Raw genomic sequence first — 21,949 nt, 5'->3', positions numbered from 1 at the left:
TTTTAGTCCTTAGTCAGTAGTCATTTATTAGTTATTAGTCCTCAGTCATTAGTCCTCAGTAATCAGCCAGTAGTCATCAGTCAACAGCTTAACAAGCAATGACTAATGACTGCCGACTACTGGCTAATAGCTGTTAAACCGAAACTTGTTGCCATTCTAAGCGTTCGAGCGTGCGGGCGCGTTCTAGGGCGCGCTCGAACGCTTCTAGTTTCGGTTCGAGGGTGATGGGTTCGCCGATGTAACCTTGAACTGCTTCTTGCGTTTTCAAACCGTTGCCGGTGATGTAAGCGACGGTGGTTTCATCGGGATTGATTTTACCTGCTTCTACGAGTTTCTTCAAGACTGCGATTGTCGTGCCACCTGCAGTTTCTGTGAATATGCCTTCAGTTTCTGCTAGCAGTTTCATGCCTTCGATGATTTCGGTGTCGCTGACGGATTCAATGTTGCCGTTGGTTTTGCGGGCGATTTCCAAGGCGTACATACCGTCGGCTGGATTGCCGATCGCGATCGACTTAGCAATTGTATTCGGTTTCACCGGTTTTACGAAATCACGGTCTTCGCGGAATGCTTGAGCGATGGGGGAACAGCCGTCAGCTTGGGCGCCGCTGAACCGAACTTTCTTTTCGTCAACTAAACCGACTTCGATGAATTCTTGAAAACCTTTGTAAATTTTTGTGAACAAAGAGCCGGAGGCGAGGGGAGCGACGATGTGATCTGGCAATTGCCAGCCTAGCTGTTCGGCAACTTCGTAACCCAGGGTTTTTGAGCCTTCAGAATAGTAGGGACGCAAGTTGATATTCACAAATCCCCAGCCATGTGTATTGGCGACTTCGCAACAGAGGCGGTTAACTTGGTCGTAGTTGCCGTGAACTGCCATGACAGTTGGATTGTAAATCAGAGTGCCGAGGACTTTGCCTGCTTCTAAGTCTGAGGGGATGAAGACTACGCAGTCGAGTCCGGCGTGGGCGGCGATCGCAGCCGTAGAGTTAGCTAAATTGCCGGTGCTGGCACAGGATACCGTTGTGAAACCCAATTCTCTGGCTCTGCTGAGGGCGACTGACACCACTCTGTCTTTGAAGCTGAGAGTGGGCATATTGACGGCATCGTTTTTAATATAAAGATTTTTTAGACCGAGGCGGCGCGCCAAGCGGTGGGATTTTAATAGAGGAGTCATCCCAGTGCCGACATCGATGACGTTATCTGTAGCGACTGGTAAAAATGCGCGGTAGCGCCAGATCGAGTTTGGGCCGGCTGCGATGGTTTGGCGAGTGACGCTGCGGCGGATGGCGTCGTAGTCGTACTTGACTTCAAGCGGGCCAAAACAGCAATCGCAGACGTGCTTGGCTTGGAGTTCGTACTCTTCGCCGCATTCTTTACATTTGAGGGCTGTGAAGGTTGCTGCTGTGGATTGGGTTCTGGTCGCCTGGGTCATAGCTCAACTCTCTAGTTTTGCGATGTTTTCTTAGTCTTGTGCAAGATTAGCACGGTCAATTTACCCCGTCAACCATACCCGATTTTTTTAGTCGGGATTGATTTTTCAGTTACTTTTGAGTTAAACAATAATGTATTTAACTTGGATGTTTGGGCGGGCGAGACGCCCACCCCACAAGGATTTGACTTGTTTTCAGGAGCGGGCTGGGAATCGAGATTGTCAGGCTGGCACGCGAGCCCGATCGAGCTCAAGGATGATTTGCCGACGGAATTGTTACAAAACTTAATAAATCTTTTTTGGGCTAACAATTTGGGCAGTCGTGCGATCGAACACAACTACAAAACCTCGAATTTTTGATTAACCAACTTAGCCTACCCGCCGCTGACGGGGGGGATGAGTACAACCTCGTCGCCGTCTTGGAGGATGGTGTCGGGGGAGACGAATTCCAGGTTGAGGCCGAAGCGGGTGCGATCGCGCCATTGTTCTAATTGAGGATATTGGGCGATCGAGCTTTCGAGCACTTGAGACACTGGGGTTTCGGGAGGAAGTTCTAATGTAAGTTCCGAAACGCCGTAGGCTTCACCGAAGGCGGCGAACAGTTTAACTGTGACGGTAATTGAAGAGTCAGACACGGTAGTTTAGTGCGATCGACGGTTTGGCAATTATCAACTACACCATACAATTAATTAGGAATTAGGCGCGCCGAGGCTTAGAATTGAAAGCAGCAACCTCTAGTTAAGTTTTACCCCATCGGGTAAAGATGATAGTTGATTGCAGCAAAAAGTCTTAACAAGATTGTATGCCGATCGCTCTCACCAACCAGGCGTTAGAACCAGTTGGCATCCAGTTAGATGCAGCTAGCTAAGGTCTAGTATGCTGCTGTTGAGGCTAATGCGAGAATAATTTTTGAGGATGCGGTATAGATACTTTACGGTAATTGTGGGAGAGTACAAAAAGCTCGCACTACATTTAGCAGGCAACAACGCAGACAAGGCCTTGTCAACCCGCTTCTCCTGACAAAAAATCAGGTTATCAAGTGCGGGCTGGAACGATCAAACCTTTGCCCTGCTTAGCAAGCTAGCTGTTCTATCTAAGAAGAATACTGAAGTTAACGCGATAGAGATATATGGCCAATAACGATTTTAAAGTGCTTCAAATTATTGAAGCTAAAGGCTGGTATGCCTTTGGGAGCACGAAGCAAAGCCAGCACGTTGAGAGATGGGTAAGACCTGTCGTGTGTTGGGTTTTAATAGAAGATAAAAAAAAGCGACGGGTTGTGACAGCTACCGCTAGCTATCAGATCCAGATTGACGACAAAGAAGTCGAGTTTTTTGCCCACGAAAGCGAAATTCAAGATTTGGAGAGTCTCCCGAAGTCTGTCTCGGTATCGGAATTTCTGAAAACAGAAGATTGAGAGAAGGGCAGAAGGAGATAATTTAACAAGTTATTAATTATTCCTTAGTGATTCCTTAAACTTGCTGTCGGATTCTATTGGAATTAGAGGCAGAAGCTCTAGATTGGGGACAGGGGGAAACGAGGACAGGGGGAGAATTTATACTTTTGCCTTGCCTTCTGCATCTTGTCTCCAATGCCTTAAGTAGCCCAAAAAATAAAGAGGCCGGAAGATTGCTGGCAATGCCAACGCGCTTCCGACCTTGCTGAATAACAGGGTATGCATATGTTTTTAAAGTATGGCAGGCAGGCTTTTGAGATATCAAGAGGACTATTGCAATCACCCACTTTTGCTTTTAGGCTGTGTTTGCAAGGTTCATATCATTTTAGACTGAAAATTTGAAAAGTAAGAGGGGGCGAGGGTTACAGGTTAAGGATTCTAGCTATTTATCTGTAGCGGGTGCTACAAAAAATGGTGGCCTTGGCGGACGATCGCACCTTCTCCCTAAATGGTGGGCACTCAAAGCAGAAAGTTCGATCGCCCGCTGTAACCGCTGCGACTTCAAACCCCACTAGCAACAGGTTCAGGCTTCTGCTGCGGCGTCCGCCGCCCCAGCAGGGCCATCCGCACGCCGCCGGCCGGCCCTAAAGTCACCCCTCGGCGTTTGGCCTGTACGGGCTTTTTCTCGGCCAATACAAGGTCGAAATCGCGCAAAATGGTTGCCAGCACGAGTTTCATCTCCAACTGCGCCAGCGCCAAGCCGATACAGCGGCGGCTGCCACCTCCAAAGGGCAAATACTCGTAAGGCGAGAATTGCCTCTCCAAAAACCGTTCCGGTTTAAATTGCAGCGGTTCTGGATACAAATCCTCCCGTCTGTGGGTCAAATAAATCGAGCCGATGACAACCGTGCCCGGTTCGAGTTGATATCCCATCAGTTCCACGGGCGTGAGAACTTCTCGCGAAAACGTCAGCATTGCGACCGGGTAAATTCGCAGCGTCTCCTGACAAACTGCACTAAGGTAAGGTAAGCGGAAAATCTCCATCGGGTCGGGATTTTCCCCCAAACTGTCCAATTCTTGCAGCAACTTCTGGCGCACCGAGGGCAAGTTGTGAATCCAGTAAAACGCCCAAGCTAGGGCCGTTGCTGTGGTTTCGTGGCCTGCAAGCAGCAGCGTCATCAACTCGTCGCGCAATTCTTCATTGGTCATTGGTTGCCCGTTTTCGTCGCGGGCGGCCATCATTAAGCTGAGAATGTCGGTGCGGTTGGCGTCTGGTTGCAGCCTGCGTTCTTCAATTTCGGCATATACCAGATCGTCAAGTTTCTGCTTCCGCTGTTTCATGCGTCCCCAAGGACTCCAAGAGCCCCAATCTTGCTGCATCCAGCCGAAAAACAGCATACTCGATCGCAACGGAGAACCAGTCATATCCACGACTGAGGCAAGTAGGGGCTTGATCTCTTCCAACCGCGGCCCGTCATCCAGGCCGAAGACAGCTTGCAGGATTACCCGCATGGTGACTTCCTGCATCGCGCTGCGGGCCACAAAAGGTCGATCGACCGACCACTTGCTGGCAACATCTTGAGCGATATCGCAAATTAGTTGGCCGTAATTCCGCATCCGTTCCCCGTGAAAAGGTGGCATCAATAATTGGCGCTCGCGTTTGTGCCTTTCTCCTGAGAGGATAAACATGGATTGTTCTCCCACGAGCGGTTTGAGAATACTATTCAGCGTCCCTGGAGCGTGAAACGCGCTGCTATTGAGCATCTCCTGGACAGCTTGCGGGTGGTGGATCATCACCAATGGTTTCCCGTTGTTCACTTGAGCTGTGAAAATGTCGCCGTATTGTTTGGCACATTTATCCATGTATGTCAGCGGATCGCCGATCCATTGAATTAGCTGCACAAAGGGTGGAGCTTTGGGGCCGTTAGGTAGCGTCATAGGAATTACCGGGGTTTGGGTCACAGGACTTAGCAGTATCAACAAATCTCAAAGGATATGAAGGTTTGTTCAATCTCTCCCAACCCTTGTTTTTAAGGGGAGAATTGCGTAAGTCCCATCTCCAATAATTTTAATAGCTTATTCTCGAACGGTGCTCAAAATATCCTCTCCAAGCTCTGTAAAACGAACAGTTTTGATTTGCCAAGGAGCATAACTGGTTAAAGTTTGGCGCACGCCCCCGAACAAACCTAACATTTGACAACTGGACAAATTTTGCAATTTCTGCCGCGAATTTCCGGAGGCTCGCAGATCCACGGTAGCTATTCCGAGGTCGCGATCGATCTTGAGGCGATAACCAGCCAAACCAAGACTATCGAAAATCTGCTGCTTTAACACTTCATTAACCGCCGATGACATTAACTGGTTGTCTGGGCCTGTAACTGTTTCCGGCTTCAGAGTTTGACACAGATTGTCTACCTTATAAACCGTAACGGTGCCAGTATTCTCTGAGACTGGCACACTGCCTAAAACTGAGGCAACAGAGTTAGAGGACTGCGTTAATTGACTCGATCGAGCCTCAATTTGATTTCCCATTAGTTGCAAGTGTGGGAACTGAGGCGCGCTTGCTGGGAATTGCCTCTGGTTTTCGGCCGAGTTAGCTGCATCATAGCTAGAACAACTGCTAGCGCCGGTCAGAATTAATCCAGTCGCTAAATACCCGAACTGTTTGCAGATACGGTTCATAGTTTTTAATACTCAACTAAACGTTAGTGTACCGAAGATGAACTTTGGTGGTAGAAAGCACTTACTCCCTGATTACACTCACTTAGAAGTATTTCTAGGTATCCCTAATGCGGAGATGAAAACAAGTTAAGAGTTCTGGTTAATACGTTCAATTTAGTGTTCGATCAGGCACATAGGGTAATACCCCTCATATGTGCAACCCTGGCGTCTCCGTATCTCAGCAGATAAAGCTAGCGACCTAGAGCGTAAGTGATACCAAATACCGTGTCCGTGGTCTGATGTACCGTTGCAATTCGAGCCATCCCAATGTCTGAGACCAAGAGCCTCTTTCCGGTTTGCGACAGCCTGAGTTGGATTAGTAGTAATGACAACATAATTCAGACTGGCGGGCGCATTTTAAGCTCGCCTTCGGAGCGCTTTTTTAACAGCGCCGAAATCGCCGTTAGAGGGAATGTGCAAGTCGCGAACAATATCAAAACTTACGAATCAAGAGCAAAGAAACCGGGTTTTTTAACCAGGCATAAGAGCTGCAACGAAGTGTTTTCGTAAAAAAAACTGCTTTCTGGTCAAGTCGTGAATCACATAATTCCCCAGTCAGCCGATCTGTAACGAACAGGCGTGTCAAGGGTGTTATCGCAGCGTTCGCTGATTTTGTGCCAAATCTCATAAAACACAGTGAAAAAATCATGAAACAGCAATTATTGACAAAAGTTTTGGTGGCAACCGCGATCGCCCTTAGCGGCCTGACGGTTGCTTCTCAACCGAGTTACGGTCGGCGAGCACAGGGGGAAAGTGGATTTTGGTGCAGTACCTCGACCGGTGCGCCGGTGACGGTGTACCAAAACGCTCAAGGTGCCGTAGAGCCTTGGATTGAGTGGACTTCCGATTATTTCTCCGGTTCTGGGTACGATCCGGCAACTCGGTGTCAATTAGTGAGTCAACGCCTCGAAACCTATCGCCGCCGACGAATGCTTAAGTACATTACTGCAGGCCAGATGAACGGCCAGAACGTCATCTGCACGGCGAATCAAGTCAATGGGCTGTGTCAAAATTTGATTTATACCCTCCGACCCGGCCAAGACCCGATCGGCTCTTTGTATAATTTGTTGGCTTGGCGCCAAGGATATGTCGGGATGCCGTCTTTTGATGAAACCAGTAAAATTCCTTACATTGATGTCAGCGAAAAGCTAGGGGAAAACACTGCCGATGGGGCGCAACTGCCCCCTTTTCCTCACCGTTCGGACAGCCTTAAAGATTGGCAAATTTTCCTCCATCCCATCACCAATTCCCAGGATTGAGGTCGAAAAGTTGGCGCGTCAAACAGCGGTACGCATCCCGACGGGAATATCTTCTGGTTCTGGGACGATCGTCCGGCAGCAGGGCCAAACCTGTACGGTGCTGACTAACTAGCACGTTGTGGCGATCGGACAATGGTCACCGACGACGGTCTCCTCCACCCACTGCTAGGAGTTCTGAGGCGGCTGGGCAATAGCGATCTGGCGATCGTTCAGTTTCGCAGCGCCAGCGAGTATAAAATAGCACTATTCAGCTTTGAGCGAGGAGCGGTGTCTGAGCCAGTGTTGGCAGCCGACTTTCCTGCGGGTGCTGAGGTTGGGGCTTGGGCGGTGACGCGGGCTTCGTTTCGGTGCTGCTACCGAAATCTTTGCCTCAAGGTTATATTGCGCTATACAAATGAGGTTAAAATCGGTACGAGTGGCGGCCCGATTTTTAATGCCAAAGGTTTCTTGGTTGGGATTAACGGTAGGGGCAAGTATCGAGAGCCAAATTTTGGCGTCTATGCTTTTGAAGATGGAAGTGAACCAACAGCGGAATTATTGGAGAAAATGGTTAAATCCAGTTGGGGAATTCCGATTAGTATATATTTGCAGTTCGCCTCGTTTCATCTAGGGAGTTATCGATGAATGTGTGGAGTTTGCGGTTTGACGCGCTGACAATCATCTTGACAGGCGCATTAACAGTGACGGCCTTTGTCAGCCAACAATATGCTGCCTGTGCCAAAACAGCAGAAGAAATTGCCCAGCTAGCGACGTTGACAACGGTGGAAGTCAACAATACGCTGGGTTTTTTGGCTAGTGGATCGGGAGTAATTATTGCCAAACAGGGTAATATTTACACTGTTCTGACAGCTAATCATGTGGTGGCAAGCCTCGCTCAAAAATACAGCATTCGCACTCATTTAGAGAAGGATTATGCTGCAATTAGAATACAGCGACTACCGAAAGATGACAGGGATATAGACTTGGCTTTGATACAGTTTCAGAGCCGAGAACAGTATCCAGTAGCACCAATGGGCGAGTCAGAACGTGCTGTTGTCGGTTCTGCTATTTACGTTTCTGGCTATCCGCTGCCTATTTCGGGATTTGAACGAAAACTTGAGTTTACTGCTGGTATCATCTCTTCTCGCTTGGGCAGCGCCTCATCGGGGTATCGTCTGCGCTACCAAGCTGTAACCAGGCGCGGGATGAGCGGCGGGCCTGTATTTGATGCTGATGGCAGGGTGGTAGGAATTCACGGCCAGGGGGATACTGTTGGTACAATTAGAAGTCAGTGGAACGGTCAGATTGAGGAGATAAAAACGGGGTTGAACGCGGCAATCCCGATCGATGCTTTTAGGGAGTTGCTATCACAAAATAAGCATAACGGCTTTGATATTCTCAGCAATCTTTCTATCAGCAGCGCATCTGGTCAAAACCAGCCGAGTTTGGGTTATGGAGGATTTGTGTGCGATACCTCGACGGGCGAGCCGGTAACTGTGTATCAAAATCCGCAAGGGTTCCGGGAGCCTTGGATTCGCTGGAATTCTAATTTCTTTTCTAGTTCGGGCTACGATCCTCTAACTCGCTGCCAACAAGTGACTCAGCGCCTTGAAAATTATAACCGAAATAAACAGCTAAATTATGTCACGGTGGGTATTGTAAATAACCAGAAAGCGATTTGCACGACTAGCCGCGTTAATGGGCCTTGCGAAGGTTTGATCTACACGCTGCGCCGCGATCAAGATCCGACTCCTGCACTTAGCAGTTTTTTTGTTTGGCTGGGGAATCAAAAGGCTGTGCCTTCTCTTTCTGAAAGCGGTACTGCGCTTTATATCGATGTCCGGGAACGGCTGGAACAATTTTAGATTTGGGATTTGAGATGGATTAGTAATGGGTAAACACAGAACCCCAACTTTTTTAATAAGTCGGGGTTCTCAAATAACTACTTATTAGCTTAAAAATGGAGATATTTTACTTATTTATCACTGACATAATAGAACTCATGATTTTTTGGAACACGGAAGCTATAAAATTACTGTTACATTAATCCAATCTAAATTTTTCAGGTATAAAGCATGACTGCAACTACGCCGAAGGCAACGTCAGCAATTCCCAGTTTTTGCGAAGGAATCCAGTATTTCTCCGAGAGTGTGCCGGGTTTTGAGACTTACGGGAAAGCACCTGCGATCGCCGAGGGTACTGGGGCAATTGCCGATCCTGCCGATCCCGTCGCCGTCTTTCAAACGATGCTGGGAGCAGACGCCCTGCGCTACCTGACGCTGCAAGTTACCGCCAGCAAGGCATCGGGACATCCAGGGGGTTTCGCTAGCCAAGCTGAGGCTTATGCCGCTTTGGTGATGCTCGGACACAAGAACATTGTCACCGAAGTCGGCCATCACGCGCCAGGATTTTACAGCGCCATGTTTCTCGATCGATCTTTGGAGGATATGGGAATTGTTAACGTGCAGCAAGTGCGCGATAAATTCCGAGAAAAAGACGGTTTGTTAGGACATCTTTCCGGTTTCATTCCCGGTCTTTTAGCACCGGCCGGTCCCCTCGGACAAGGGCAGCATTTCGCAATGGCTGGAGCGCTTTTGCACCGCGAAAAACTGTTTGCTTTCACAATGGGCGACGGTGGCATGGGCGAACCCTATCCGATGAGCAGCATGGCGCATTTCCACACTGCTTATCCCAGCGTTACTAACTTTTTGCCTGTGTTGGTTTGGAACGGATATTCTCAGGAACATCACAGCATGGTTTCGACTAAAACTAATGCTGAAATGATTGCTTATTGGCAAGGCAACGGTTTTGAAGAAGTTATCTTAGTTGATGCTAAGGAATTTGACGATAAAAATCAACCGGAAGATTATGTTGACAGCACTGCTTTTTCGCTCGAACAGCGCATGGCATTTACCAAAGCTGTTTTACAAGGAGTTGACAAAGCGGCAAAATCTGCTCTCGGCGGCAAATTAACTGTGTTTATTATCAAACAGTTGAAAGGTGCCGGCGTCCACGCGCGCGGAGCAAAATCTCACAACCTTTATCCGAAAGATACGCTGGATGCTCCGCACATTATCAGTGCTTTAAAAGAGCGCGCTTTGACTGCTGCTGCTTGGGAGTTGGTGCGGACAAATTGCGAGCGTGCGGGCGGCGGGCCTGCGGCGAAAACAGTGGTTACTGAGTTTACATTGCCGCTGGCAGATTTAGGCGAATTGCCTTTGGAAGAATTTGCAGTTGGGGGAGAACCGAAGATTTCGACCACAGCAATGGGGGTTTTGGTAGGGAAAGTTGGCGAGCGCGATCGTACTTTTATTGTCACTAATGCTGACGGCAATGAAGCATCGGCAATTGCCAATATCAACCAAGCTCTTAAGATTATTCACCCGACGACAGATGACCTGTACAATCAATCGCCAAACGGTCAAGTTTACGAACCTTTGAGCGAAGATGCTTGCGCTGGTTTAGCCGTAGGTTTATCGCTATTTGGAGCGCGGAGTTTGTGGTGTTCCTACGAATCTTTTGCCATCAACGGTTTACCAATTTGGCAAACTGTAACCCAAGCAATGGCAGAATTGCGCCGTCCAGCTCCGGCAACTGTCACCTTATTTACAGCGGGCGCATTGGAACAAGGCCGCAACGGTTGGACGCACCAGCGGCCGGAAATTGAGGCTTATTTTGCGGCGATGATGCGGAACGGAAATGTGTTTCCTTTGTTTCCACCGGATGCTAACAGCATTCAAGCTTGTTACGAGTGGGCTTTGGCTGCTAAAAATAAGGGAGTTGTGATTACTGCGAGCAAGTCGCCACTGCCAATTCGCACTACTTTTGAACAGACTCGCCAAGGTTTGCAAGACGGTGCAATAGTGCTGCACGAAGTCGATTCCCCGCAAGCTCCCCACAATCAAGGGGGGAGCAAGAAAGTTGTGTTTGCAGTTGTCGGCGACATGACGTTAATGCCAGTGTTTGAAGCGGCGGCATTTTTGGAAACAGAAGGGATTGGAGTGCGGATTGTTTCTATTGTGAATCCCCGGCGTTTGTATCGTGCTAGCGATGTTGCTTGGGATACTTGTTCGGAAGCTGACGGCGGCTTTTTGAGCGATGAGAAATTTGCTGAATTGTTTGGCGGAGATGCCTTGATTGGCGTGACAGGCGGTGCTTCTGGGATGTTGGAACCTGTGATGCTCCGCAGCAATTGCAAGCGGGATACTTTCGCTTGGAAGCGGGGGGAAACTACTGCTAGTGCTGGTCAGTTGATGGCGTTTAATGGGTTGACTGCTGAGGCGTTGACTAAAAGAGCGATCGAGCTAGTTCATTAAGCTAGAATGTGAGTGAATGCCCCTGCCTGGTTTGTGCTGGGTAGGGGCTAGTAATATTCAAGTAGGATTGTGATACCTATGACAGCAAAAATTTTAGAAGAAATAGGTACGCTTGCAGAACAGCGATTGATTCTCCCCGGTTATTATACTTGGGAGCAATTTGAGGCTATCGAATCTTTGATGGCAGACTCTTCTGGTTTGCGGATAACTTATCTTGATGGGTGGATCGAGTTTATGACACTGGGCGAAGCACATGAGACAATCAGTTGTATTCTTAATTTTTTGCTACAACTCTACTTTTGTGAAATGGGAATTGAATATATTCCTGTAGGTAGTGCGACTCGCAGAGACCGGGCAAGAGATGTATCATTTGAACCAGATGAGTCTTATTATATAGGTTCAAGAAAAGAGCATCCCGATCTAGCCGTGGAGGTAACAATGACTAGCGGTAGCACCAATAAACTAGCTAAATATCTGCGACTTCGCATTCCAGAAGTTTGGTTTTGGGAGAATAATCGGCTTTCTGTTTATGGGCTGCGCGAGGATAATTATGAGCAAGTTTCAAGAAGTGAGTTGCTGCCGGAATTGGATTTAGAATTGTTGGTAGGTTGCGTTTTAAGGCCTTCAAGGATTGAGGCAAAAACGGAGTTTATTCAGGGAATTAGGCAACAGTAATTTGGTCGATTAATAAAACTTACGCAACAAATTGCTTGATCTGCTATAATTGCAGGGTTAAACACTGACTTTTTGTCAAGCGTAACGCAACACTGTAGAATAGCTAAGTATTCCTATTCTACATAAATGGTTATACATAACAAAATTTAACACACCTTGAACTATGTCCCTGCAAGATGAAATTGACAAAACAAGGCAAGAAATTCGGACTGATGGCTACTCAATGTCTATTGGGGAGTGGATCAGCCTTTATGAGAGGAGTGAGATTGATATTCATCCAAATTTTCAGAGGTTTTTTCGTTGGTCTGATCATCAAAAATCAACCTTCATAGAATCAATTTTACTAGGTATACCTATTCCACCAATCTTTGTTAGCCAAAGAGATGATGGTGTTTGGGATGTTGTAGATGGTGTTCAGAGACTATCAACAATATATGAATTTGTCGGTCTTTTGAAAAAAGATGAATCAGAAAAAGATGAATCAGAAAAAAATGAATCAGACAATAATGGATATCCAGTAGCCTTACAAAAAACTACATATTTAGCTTCTTTAGAAGGTAAAAAATGGGACGATCCAAACGATAAAGATAATTCTTTCACTCAAGCACAGCGTTTATTGATTAAACGCTCAAAAATTGCTGTCAATATTGTTGAAAAAGAAAGCGATGAAATGATTAAATATGAGTTGTTTCAACGACTAAACACAGGCGGTTCAATTGCTACACATCAAGAAGTGAGAAATTGCATTCTTTTGATGTTGAATAAAGATTTATATCAATTGATGCGAGCGTTGGCAGATTATGAACCCTTCAAAAAATGTACAGCTTTAAGCGATAGGCTCTATGAAGAACAGTATGATATAGAATTAGTATTACGTTTCATACTTCTATTTGACAAGGATGAGGAAAACATTAAAAAGTTGGGTCGTGATGTTCACGTTTTCCTAACAGAAAAAATGCGCGAAATGGCTTCTGATAAAGATTTAGATTATCACCATATAGAAACCGCATTCAAAACAACATTCGATCTTCTTAATGAAATTACAAGTGATGATAGTTTCAAGAAATATAAATGTGAACAAGATAGGTTCCTTGGTGGTTTTTCATTATCGGCTTACGAAGTGGTAGCATTGGGAATCGGATATAACTATAAAAATCTACCTCAGAGAAACCTGATATCTGATAAGATAAAAGGTATTTGGTCACATCCGACTTATCAAAAATGGTCAGGAGGAGGGTTGAATGCTGCAAGACGTTTACCTTACCTGATTCCGCTTGGTAGAGAAGTATTTTCCCCCTAATGAGTATCCGAACTGCTGAAGAATTAAGTGATAAACTTTCAAATGATCTTGCTTGGCGAAAGAAGGAACTTTCAGAAGTCAAATCCTTGGTAGAAGCGAGAAATGTTTCTCCTCCAAGGCATAATGCGTCGATTCGGAGTGGAATATGTATTCTCTATGCCCATTGGGAAGGTTTTGTCAAATTAGCATCAAATAGTTACCTAGAGTATGTTGCGATGCAAAAGCTTCGCTACGATCAGCTTAGTAGCAATTTTCTAGCTCTGGCAATGAAGACAAAATTGAACGAAGCTAGAGATACAAATAAACCCTCATTATATATACCTGTTTGTGATTTCTTCCTTTCTAACTTACATACTAAATGCTCTTTGCCATACAAAGACAAAGATGCAATTTCGACTGCATCCAATCTGTCTTCTGACATTTTGAAAGAAATAACTTATACTCTGGGAATAGACTATTCATTCTACTCTACTAAGTCGGTATTAATCGATATTAAGCTTTTGAAAACAAGAAATGAAATTGCACATGGTAACTATTTGACCGTTGACACAGAAGAGTATATAGAGTTACATACAGCAATTATGGGAATGCTTGATATATTCAGCAATCAGATTCAAAATGCTGCTGTTAATCAGGATTTTATGCGAAATTTACCTTAGATAAGTTATTTTTTTATAGTGGTTTGAAGCTTAGTCGCTGATGTACAATCGCCAAGGCCCGCATTTAGTTGATTTCACATTGAATTACCGATACAACCAGATGTACGCTCGACCATAAGGGCATACTTGAGCCGACACCGACAACCATTAGCTCTCACAAACAATGTTTGTGGGATCGGCTCCAAGGATTTGTTAGACTGGTAGGTGTAAAGTTACTAAGCTCAAAAATATGAAAACTTATAGCTTTTATATGAAATCTTTTAGAATCGGAATTATTCCTATCTCTCTGCTCTTCATCTGTGTGAATCAGCGTCCATCCCTTGTCATCTCCGGTTAATAAATTCTCTTTTTTTAACCGCAGGTAGAGGCAGATAAACACAGATTAACGCAGATGAATTATCTCTATTCCGGTTGCACCGTCCGTGATTTTTGACTGTTGACTAGATTTGAAGCCCGACGATGCTACCGGATTTTATCTGCTCCGATTCTAGAGCTATACCTGCAGCTTTAACCTAATGCTGAGGGGAGAAATTTTTCCTGTTTTACTGTTAAATAAGTTGGCTTTGTTAGCTGCGAATTTAGCGATAGTGCTAGAAGTTTTGCTGTGGCGGAATATCAAAGTTTTGTGAATAAATTTGTCTTAATTTTATTCATTTTTTCCCCGCAAGCCATCAACCAAAAACTCATCATCGATCGATCGCCCGCAGCTACAAACTCATCCCGCGAAACCAGATAGCTTTCTATTTCCGACTCGGAAATCAACCCTTGTTTGACCATTTGCAAAATAGGCCCGGAGTCCAGCAAAGGTTCAAACGCTTCAATTCCTATTATATCGCTGTGGCTGACAACCGCTTCTAAATCAACGCTACCAAACCCAGCTTCTTTGAGAATGCGGCACAGATTTCGCCCGACGCATAAATTGCCGCCCCGCGATGCTATCACCTGCTTGAATTTCTCGCGGACAATCTCGACTGACCAAGGCGGATTTGTCAGCCAAAACAGATCCGCATCGTTATCAATAATTACCAGTTTGCCGCCCGGTTTCAAGATGCGGAATATTTCTCTAGCTGCGGCGACGGGATCGGGAAGGTGAACGAACAGCAAACGGGCGATCGCAAAGTCCAACGTGTTATCATCCAAACCAGTATCCGCCACCGATGCTTGAATGCGATTTACTCGATCGCCCCCTTTGTCCTGCAAATATGCTACTGCTTTTTCGTGCAGTACCGGGTCGATTTCTACCGCTGTTACCGAACTGTTTGGCAGCAATTCTAACAGTTTTTCAGTGAAAAATCCCGGCCCGCTACCCGCTTCCAAAACATTCATCCCGTCAGCTAAACCGAACCAAGTTAAATTGCGCGCCTCCTTTTCCCAACTGAGGAGAACTTGACCTTTTAACCGCTGGATTTCTGCGTCAAGTTCCAGATTGTACGTGCTGGCTTGATACGAACCTTCTGCTGCCATAAAATCATCCTTTTTCCTACTGGGACACCTAGATTATAATAGAACTGCGCTTTAGCGCAATTCTCGTTGCGGACATCCCCAACGCCAGTTGGCGGACAGATGCAGGACGGGAGCCAGGTAATTCCTCTATTGTAAGAAGATGACCGAGACGATTTTAGATTTGGGATTTTGAATGAGAATTTCAGCGGTTTAAAGCCCCTAGTTTCAACTAGGTCACAAATCGAAAATCGTAAATTCCAAATCTAAAATGGGTTGACGGATTACCTAAACTGACGATGTTGTGTGGTAACGAATCAATTATGCCCCAGACTTTACCTCAACCAGAGAAACGAACATTTTTAGTCGTGGATGACCATGCGATGGTGTTAGGTGGCACGCTTAACATTCTGAAGCAAGAATATCCAGAGGCAGACATTCTGACGGCTCCGACGGCTCAGGCAGCCCTTCAGCAAATAGCGCAGACGACCCCGGATTTGGTGATTGTGGATCTGGTGATGCCAGAGACGAGCGGCGAAACAGCTCAAGCGAATTCAGGGCTTCAACTCCTCAAAACCTTGATGGAGCAGTATCCGAGTCTAAATATTGTGGTGCAGAGTGCCCATGTTCGGACTTTAGTTTGGCTGAAACCGTCGATCGACAATCACATGGGTGGCTTCACAGTTGTCGATAAGAGCCAGCCGATGAAAGACTTGCTAGCAATGGTTGATTGGGCGCTGCACGAGCGGATTTATACACCCAGAGAGATCCGCAACGGGCTGCAACTCAAACCCGCCTGGATGCAGGTGTTGCAATTTGCTTTTCAAGAGAGCTTACAGGATACTGCGATCGCCAAACGGATGAATGTTTCTGAACGCACTGTGCAGCATTACTGGACTAAGATTCGAGATGTGCTAGAGGTGTATCCTGATGATGAGAAGAATCTGCGGATTCAAACGGAAGTGCGAGCTAGGGAACAAGGATTGATTGATTAGTGGTATCAAGTCTGGTTAATTACTTATAAATCCTGTAGGGGCATCGGGTATCGGGCATCGGGCATCGGGCATCGGGCATCGGCCAAACAGTCGTACAAAAGTATGATAACTATTCAACCGGACATTATTATGAAGCCCGATCGATGGCAAGCAGTGAAAGCGGGCGTCACGACTTGGGGACGAGGAGCGCTTCCAGGGGTGATGGTGATTGGCGCTGTGATGATGGCTCGATTGACCGGTGCGCTTCAGTTTTTGGAGTTGGTGACGTTCGATCGATTTCTGCTGCTGCGTCCCCCTGAGCCAATGGATGAAAGGATTGTAATCGTAAGTATCACCGAGGAAGATATTCAACGCGCCAAAACTTATCCGATTCCCGATCGTGAAATTGCTGAACTTGTCAAATCTTTGCAGACGTATCAACCGATCGCGATCGGGCTGGATATTGTACGCGATATTCCGGTTGAGCCGGGTAATGCTGAACTAACATCGGTGTTTCGCAGCAGCAAGAGTACGATCGGAGTGGAGATTGCCCTGCCCGATCGCAGTGGCTTTACCGTGGCACCTCCGCCCGCGCTGCCACCGGAACAGGTTGGCTTTGCAGATGCCGTTCTCGATGCGGATGGCTACCAGCGCCGCAGTTTGTTGGGCGCTCACAACCCCCAGCAGGAATACCGTTTTTCGTTGGCGATCCGGCTGGCGGAACGCTATTTAGCAGCCCGAGGAATTAAGTTGGGCAATGGAATTCGCGATCCAGACGCGATGCGCTTTGACAGCATTGAATTGACCAGAGTGCAGTCAAACTCTGGCGGATATGTGGGGGCGGATGCAGGCGGCAACCAGATTTTGCTGAATGTTCGCAGCGGGAAAATGCCGTTTCGCGTGCTTTCTCTCTCGCAAATCAAATCGGGAAAGGTCAACCCGGATTGGATTCGAGGCAGGATTGTGCTGATTGGGATGATGTCTTTTAGCGCGAAGGATTTGGCAAGTTCAGGTGCGATCGTTGGCATCAATCCGGGACGGATTTACGGAGTCGAAATCCAGGCGCACGCCACTAGCCAGCTCGTTAGTGCGGTGCTCGATCGCCGATCGTTGCTTCGGGTTTCGGCAGACGCATGGGAATATCTCTGGATTGTGGCATGGGGACTTTTGGGGATAAGTCTGGGACGGTTTTTGCGATCGCCCTGGAAAATTTTGTTGGGGCTCTTAGTCGCCAGTGTCAGCTCGATCGCGCTCTGTTACTGGCTGATTCTTTTGGGATGGTGGGTGCCGATCGTACCTGTATTGTTGGTGCTGGTGTTGAATGGGGCTGGCTTGATGGCAGCGTTATTTTATCGCCACGAACAGGAACTCCGACTGCGGTTGGAGGAACGTCAGTTTGCGATCGAGCAGACCTTTAATGCAATTCATAGCGGCCCGTTACAAACATTGGTTGGGATTTTGAGAACTGCTCAAGAACAAGCCACACCGCCGTTATTTCTACCGGAGTTGCAACGCTTGAATGAAGAATTGCGGGCAGTTTACGGCTCTGTGCAACGAGACGCGATCGCGGATGAACCGCATCTCCGCATGGGGAGTGCGATCGAATTGGCCCTGCAGGCTCCATTGCATGAATTGCTCTACAAGGTCTATTCCAACACGCTCGAACAAGAATTGCCCTACCTCAAAACCATCAAATTCAAAATTGTGCAGTTCGATCCCTTGAACACCTCGCATCTGCGGTTGGAACACAAGCGAGCACTCTGCCGCTTTCTGGAAGAAGCGCTCTGCAATGTCGGGAAACACGCGATCGAAGCCACTCGCTTGACTGTAATTTGCACTCAGGAAGGCGATCGGCAGGTGATTCGGGTGGCGGATAATGGTAGGGGGAAACAGTCTCAGTCAGAAACGCTTAGCTTGGCTGCAAGGGAGCGAGAGAGGGAAATAACCGAAGATCCAAACCCTAAACTTCAACCTTCAGGATTAGGAACCCAGCTTGCAAAGAACTTAGCCAAACAGTTAGGCGGAGCATTTCGGCGCTACCCGAATCAACCGAAGGGGACAGTGTGCGAGTTAACCTGGCCAGCAAAACGGCGGTGGTTCTGGTGATTGGTGTGGCTCACGCTTGTTATATCGGAGCTAATTGAGATGAGATATTGCACCATTTTCAATAAGGCGTTTATGAACGGGCATCCTGCCCGTTCCACAAGAAATTCACTCTTTGTGGAACGGGCATCTTGCCCGTTCTTGAGAATGGTCCAAGAGCTTAGATATAACGATCGACAACACGGCAACTCTGGATAGGGCAATGCCCATTAGTGTCAACTTAAGCTGTCAGTCCACCCAGTCCTCCCGCCCACCCAGCAGTCCGCCAGGGAATGAATTCCCTGTCTCAGAGCGAAAGTCCTCTCAAAGAGGACTGAAGAACTCATTAGTCGTCTTCAGACGACTTTCGCTTTGAGGCAGGGGTTTAAACCCCTGCCGGACTGCCGGACTGAGGGTTTGCCCTTAAGCTGATACCAATATCTTTGCACCTTCCCGCAAACGAAGCTTGCGGAAAGTCCTCTATTGTGTTTGTGTATTCGTGATTACTCTAGAAGATAGTTACAGATGAGGATTCAGATGATGACTCACGAGTTGAAGCGTCGAACCGTTTACTCTGCCGGCATTGCGAGTTTAATGCTGAGTGTTTCGTTCTGGATCGCTCCTGTAGCGCTGGCAAAATATACTCCTCCTGAAAACCCTTCTAAACCGAAAGACACCGGGACGAATACCACTCGCGGCGGCAGTTGCGAAGCTAATTCATCGGCGAGATTGACTGTCTTGGTGCCGTTTAGCCATGTGGGAGAGACGATTTCTGGGCATCCGACCTTTACCTGGTTTGTACCCGATCGCACTCCTCGTCCGCTGCAATTGAGGCTCTTTACTCGCACGGGACAACTGCTCTACAGAACCGAGATGCAGAGTCAGCAAGGGATTATGTCGGTTGCTTTGCCCTCAAATCTGCCCCAACTGTCGATCGGGCAATCCTATCAGTGGCAAGTGGTGTTGGTCTGCGATCCGATGGTTCCTTCGAGGAATGTGGTGGCGACGGGAGAAATCCAAGTAGTCCAGCCTGCGGCGTCGTTGCAGTCTCAACTTGCAGCCGCCCAAACTCCCCAGCAGCGGATCGACCTGTATGCGGGGGCGGGGCTGTGGTATGACGCGATCGCAGAAGCGCGCAAAGCCTCTGAGACTTCTCAAAGCCAAGCGGCGGTGCTGGAACTGCTAGATTCTCTCGCTAGTTCGGAAGCCGAACCTTTGAAAGATTGGAGCGATCGATTGAAGCAGATTAGAGCGATCGAACAACAACGCCAAGGACAGCGCTAAGCCTCGCACTCCAAAGACTAAATCCTATGAAATCTTTCTCGCTAAAACTGCTTAAATCCCGCGATCGTAAAGTGCGATCGGGCTTCCTCTTTCCCCTCGCCTTTTGCCTGTTGTCTGTTGCCTTTTACATTCCTCGGCACTCTCAACTCCCGGTTGTTGCTCAGGTGATCGATGCCCGTCAAGCAGAGGGCGATCGGCTCTTGCTGCAGGGCAACCAACAGTATCAGACCGGCCAATTCCCAGCAGCGTTGAATTCCTGGCAACAGGCACTGCAAATTTATCGCGCCCTCAAAAACCGTCCAAGAGAGGGTGGGGCACTGCACAATTTGGGACTCGCTTACCTCTCTTTGGGCAACTATGCCAAAGCCATTGAGTATTGGGAGCAAAGGTTAGTCATCGCCCGCGAAATTAAAAACCGCCGAGGGGAAGGGGCAGCACTGGGCAATTTGGGAGATACTTACCGCTCTCTGGGCAACTATGCCAAAGCCATTGAGTATACACAGCAGAGTTTAACCATCTTCCGCGAAATTAAAAACCGCCGAGGGGAGGGTGGAGCACTGAGCAATTTGGGAGGCGCTTACATTTCTCTGGGCAACTATGCCAAAGGCATTGAGTATATACAGCAGAGTTTAACCATCTTCCGCGAATTTAAAGACCGCCACCTGGAGGGTGGGGCACTGGCCAATTTGGGAGTCGCTTACGTCTATTGGGGCAACTCGGCCAAAGCCATTGAGTATACACAGCAGAGTTTAGCCATCGCCCGCGAAATTAAAGACCGCCGAGGGGAGGGTGGGGCACTGGGCAATTTGGGAATCGCTTACCACTCTCTGGGCAACTATGCCAAAGCCATTGAGTATACACAGCAACATTTAGCCATCGCCCGCGAAATTAAAAACCGCCAGGGGGAAGGTATGGCGCTCAACAACCTCGGAGCAGCATTCTTAAAGGCTGGCAACCTGATAGAAGCTGAGAAAATGCTCCTCAATGGGATTCAAGTTTGGGAATCAATGCGTCAAATGCTCGGCTCCAACGACGCGAATAAAGTCTCCATCTTTGAAGGACAAGCTCGCACCTATCGCCATCTGCAACAAGTCCGGGTGACTCAGAATAACCCCAATGCAGCCTTAGAAATTGCCGAACGGGGACGTGCTCGTGCCTTTGTCGATCTACTCACACAACGCTTATCAACTGGTGATGCCAATCCGGTCATCGCCTCTGCTCCCAACCAGGATCAAATCCGCCAAATCGCCAAAGCACAGAACGCCACTTTGGTGCAGTATTCCATCATCTACGACCAATTCCAGATTCAGGGCAAACAAGTATGGCTAGAATCCGCGCTTTACATTTGGGTGATTCAACCCACGGGCGAGATCGCGTTTCGCGAGGTAGACCTCAAACCCCTGTGGCAGAATCACACCGCCTCTCTAGACAGCTTAATCGTTGGCAATCAAGAATTCCTGGCTGTCCGCAGTCGCAGCAGCACTGGTTTTACCCAACCCCAACCCGACTTACCGACGCTGCATCAACTGCTGATCGATCCGATTGCCAGCCTCTTACCCAAAGATCCCGATGCCCGCGTCATTTTCATTCCCCAAGAGTCACTGTTCCAGGTGCCCTTTCCCGCCCTGCAAGATGCCAGCGGCACTTACTTAATCGAAAAACACACCATTCTTACCGCCCCTTCGATTCAAGTATTGGATTTGACTCGACAACAACGACAGAAGCTAGCACAGAAGCAATCCAACAGCGGCAGGGCTCTAGTATTGGGCAATCCCACGATGCCGAGCGTGTCTCCCTCTCCAGGAGAACCCAAACGGCAATTGTCTCCTCTACCAGGGGCTGAAGCCGAAGCTAGAGCGATCGCCCCTCTGCTCAATACCCAAGCCATCACAGGCGCACAAGGGACAAAAGCTGCGATCGTTCAAAAAATGCCCCAAGCATCAATTATTCACTTGGCAACGCATGGATTGCTGGATAATGTGCGCGGATTGGCAAGTGCGATCGCCCTGGCTCCTTCTGGTAGCGATGACGGCTTATTGACTGCTGAAGAGATTTTCGATATGAAACTGCAAGCAAACTTAGTCGTTTTGAGTGCTTGCAACACTGGAGAAGGCAGAATTACCGGGGATGGGGTGATTGGTTTGTCGCGCGCTTTGATTTCGGCAGGAGTGCCGAGTGTAATTGTTTCTTTATGGGCGGTTCCCGATGCGCCGACATCGGAATTGATGCAGGTATTTTATCAAAACTTGCAAAATAATCCCGACAAAGCACAGGCACTTCGGCAGGCAATGTTAACCACGATGAAAACTCATCCTCAGCCGCGAAATTGGGCAGCGTTCACGTTAATTGGGGAGGCCCAGTAAGTTTTTATTAATAGCGAATTGGCTCAATGTTTTTCTCCTAATTTTTATCCTAAATTATATCAATTCCGGTTG

At 47.7% G+C, this 21,949-nt stretch carries 18 protein-coding genes; 13 read left to right on the top strand and 5 right to left on the bottom strand.

Going from position 1 to position 21,949, the window contains the following annotated elements; genetic code table 11:
• Nucleotides 1-133 precede the first annotated feature (133 nt).
• Nucleotides 134-1,432, bottom strand: a complete 1,299-nt coding sequence (thrC, locus tag QUA47_RS15340) for a threonine synthase (protein ID WP_333431360.1) — start codon at nucleotides 1,430-1,432, stop codon at nucleotides 134-136.
• Between the two features lie 36 nt (nucleotides 1,433-1,468).
• On the opposite strand from thrC, the gene QUA47_RS15335 reads away from it, so the two are divergent.
• Nucleotides 1,469-1,789, top strand: coding sequence for a hypothetical protein (locus QUA47_RS15335; RefSeq protein WP_333431359.1), 321 nt, complete (start codon nucleotides 1,469-1,471; stop codon nucleotides 1,787-1,789).
• A gap of 14 nt (nucleotides 1,790-1,803) precedes the next feature.
• On the opposite strand, the gene QUA47_RS15330 is transcribed toward QUA47_RS15335, so the two are convergent.
• Nucleotides 1,804-2,064, bottom strand: coding sequence for a MoaD/ThiS family protein (locus QUA47_RS15330; RefSeq protein WP_190734652.1), 261 nt, complete (start codon nucleotides 2,062-2,064; stop codon nucleotides 1,804-1,806).
• 494 nt (nucleotides 2,065-2,558) lie between these two features.
• Here QUA47_RS15330 and QUA47_RS15325 point away from each other — a divergent pair, with 494 nt between their 5' ends.
• Entirely contained in the window at nucleotides 2,559-2,846 is a 288-nt protein-coding gene (locus QUA47_RS15325; RefSeq protein WP_006632921.1) for a hypothetical protein, read from the top strand.
• Nucleotides 2,847-3,386: 540 nt separating this feature from the next.
• Here QUA47_RS15325 and QUA47_RS15320 read toward each other — a convergent pair.
• Nucleotides 3,387-4,763, bottom strand: coding sequence for a cytochrome P450 (locus QUA47_RS15320; RefSeq protein ID WP_333431380.1), 1,377 nt, complete (start codon nucleotides 4,761-4,763; stop codon nucleotides 3,387-3,389).
• 138 nt (nucleotides 4,764-4,901) lie between these two features.
• Nucleotides 4,902-5,507 (bottom strand): hypothetical protein, encoded by a 606-nt coding sequence (locus QUA47_RS15315; protein ID WP_333431358.1) that lies wholly within the window; start codon nucleotides 5,505-5,507, stop codon nucleotides 4,902-4,904.
• Nucleotides 5,508-6,193: 686 nt separating this feature from the next.
• Between QUA47_RS15315 and QUA47_RS15310 the strand changes: the two genes are divergently transcribed.
• The 7 genes from QUA47_RS15310 (at nucleotide 6,194) to QUA47_RS15280 (ending at nucleotide 13,734) form a co-directional block, all read left to right on the top strand.
• On the top strand, nucleotides 6,194-6,805 hold the full coding sequence (locus QUA47_RS15310; protein WP_333431357.1) for a COP23 domain-containing protein: 612 nt from the start codon (nucleotides 6,194-6,196) through the stop codon (nucleotides 6,803-6,805).
• A 132-nt stretch (nucleotides 6,806-6,937) separates the two neighbouring features.
• A complete protein-coding gene (locus tag QUA47_RS15305) occupies nucleotides 6,938-7,429 on the top strand; it encodes a trypsin-like peptidase domain-containing protein (RefSeq protein ID WP_333431356.1) in 492 nt (163 codons plus the stop codon).
• Nucleotides 7,426-8,649, top strand: coding sequence for a COP23 domain-containing protein (locus QUA47_RS15300; protein WP_333431355.1), 1,224 nt, complete (start codon nucleotides 7,426-7,428; stop codon nucleotides 8,647-8,649). Before QUA47_RS15305 ends, QUA47_RS15300 begins: the two co-directional genes overlap by 4 nt.
• Before the next feature lie 210 nt (nucleotides 8,650-8,859).
• Complete coding sequence (locus QUA47_RS15295; protein WP_333431354.1) at nucleotides 8,860-11,100, top strand: phosphoketolase; 2,241 nt, start codon at nucleotides 8,860-8,862, stop codon at nucleotides 11,098-11,100.
• A 78-nt stretch (nucleotides 11,101-11,178) separates the two neighbouring features.
• On the top strand, nucleotides 11,179-11,775 hold the full coding sequence (locus QUA47_RS15290; RefSeq protein ID WP_333431353.1) for a Uma2 family endonuclease: 597 nt from the start codon (nucleotides 11,179-11,181) through the stop codon (nucleotides 11,773-11,775).
• 163 nt (nucleotides 11,776-11,938) lie between these two features.
• Nucleotides 11,939-13,075, top strand: coding sequence for a DUF262 domain-containing protein (locus QUA47_RS15285; protein ID WP_333431352.1), 1,137 nt, complete (start codon nucleotides 11,939-11,941; stop codon nucleotides 13,073-13,075).
• Nucleotides 13,075-13,734, top strand: coding sequence for an MAE_28990/MAE_18760 family HEPN-like nuclease (locus QUA47_RS15280; protein ID WP_333431351.1), 660 nt, complete (start codon nucleotides 13,075-13,077; stop codon nucleotides 13,732-13,734). The genes QUA47_RS15285 and QUA47_RS15280 overlap by 1 nt, the downstream gene beginning before the upstream one ends.
• A 615-nt stretch (nucleotides 13,735-14,349) precedes the next feature.
• On the opposite strand, the gene QUA47_RS15275 is transcribed toward QUA47_RS15280, so the two are convergent.
• Nucleotides 14,350-15,198 carry a class I SAM-dependent methyltransferase gene (locus QUA47_RS15275; RefSeq protein ID WP_333431350.1) on the bottom strand — a complete coding sequence of 283 codons (849 nt, stop codon included), beginning with the start codon at nucleotides 15,196-15,198 and terminating at the stop codon, nucleotides 14,350-14,352.
• 299 nt (nucleotides 15,199-15,497) lie between these two features.
• Here QUA47_RS15275 and QUA47_RS15270 point away from each other — a divergent pair, with 299 nt between their 5' ends.
• The 4 genes from QUA47_RS15270 (at nucleotide 15,498) to QUA47_RS15255 (ending at nucleotide 21,877) form a co-directional block, all read left to right on the top strand.
• Nucleotides 15,498-16,169 carry a response regulator transcription factor gene (locus QUA47_RS15270; RefSeq protein ID WP_333431349.1) on the top strand — a complete coding sequence of 224 codons (672 nt, stop codon included), beginning with the start codon at nucleotides 15,498-15,500 and terminating at the stop codon, nucleotides 16,167-16,169.
• A 102-nt stretch (nucleotides 16,170-16,271) separates the two neighbouring features.
• The gene (locus tag QUA47_RS15265; RefSeq protein WP_333431348.1) at nucleotides 16,272-18,254 is read left to right on the top strand and encodes a CHASE2 domain-containing protein; all 1,983 of its coding nucleotides are present in this window, start codon (nucleotides 16,272-16,274) and stop codon (nucleotides 18,252-18,254) included.
• A gap of 513 nt (nucleotides 18,255-18,767) precedes the next feature.
• A complete protein-coding gene (locus QUA47_RS15260) occupies nucleotides 18,768-19,514 on the top strand; it encodes a DUF928 domain-containing protein (protein ID WP_333431347.1) in 747 nt (248 codons plus the stop codon).
• Between the two features lie 26 nt (nucleotides 19,515-19,540).
• Nucleotides 19,541-21,877 carry a CHAT domain-containing protein gene (locus QUA47_RS15255; protein ID WP_333431346.1) on the top strand — a complete coding sequence of 779 codons (2,337 nt, stop codon included), beginning with the start codon at nucleotides 19,541-19,543 and terminating at the stop codon, nucleotides 21,875-21,877.
• Nucleotides 21,878-21,949: the final 72 nt, after the last annotated feature.

The sequence above is a fragment of the Microcoleus sp. MON2_D5 genome, assembly GCF_036701905.1.
Lineage (GTDB): Bacteria > Cyanobacteriota > Cyanobacteriia > Cyanobacteriales > Microcoleaceae > Microcoleus.
This window is presented reverse-complemented; position numbering and strand designations above follow the sequence as displayed.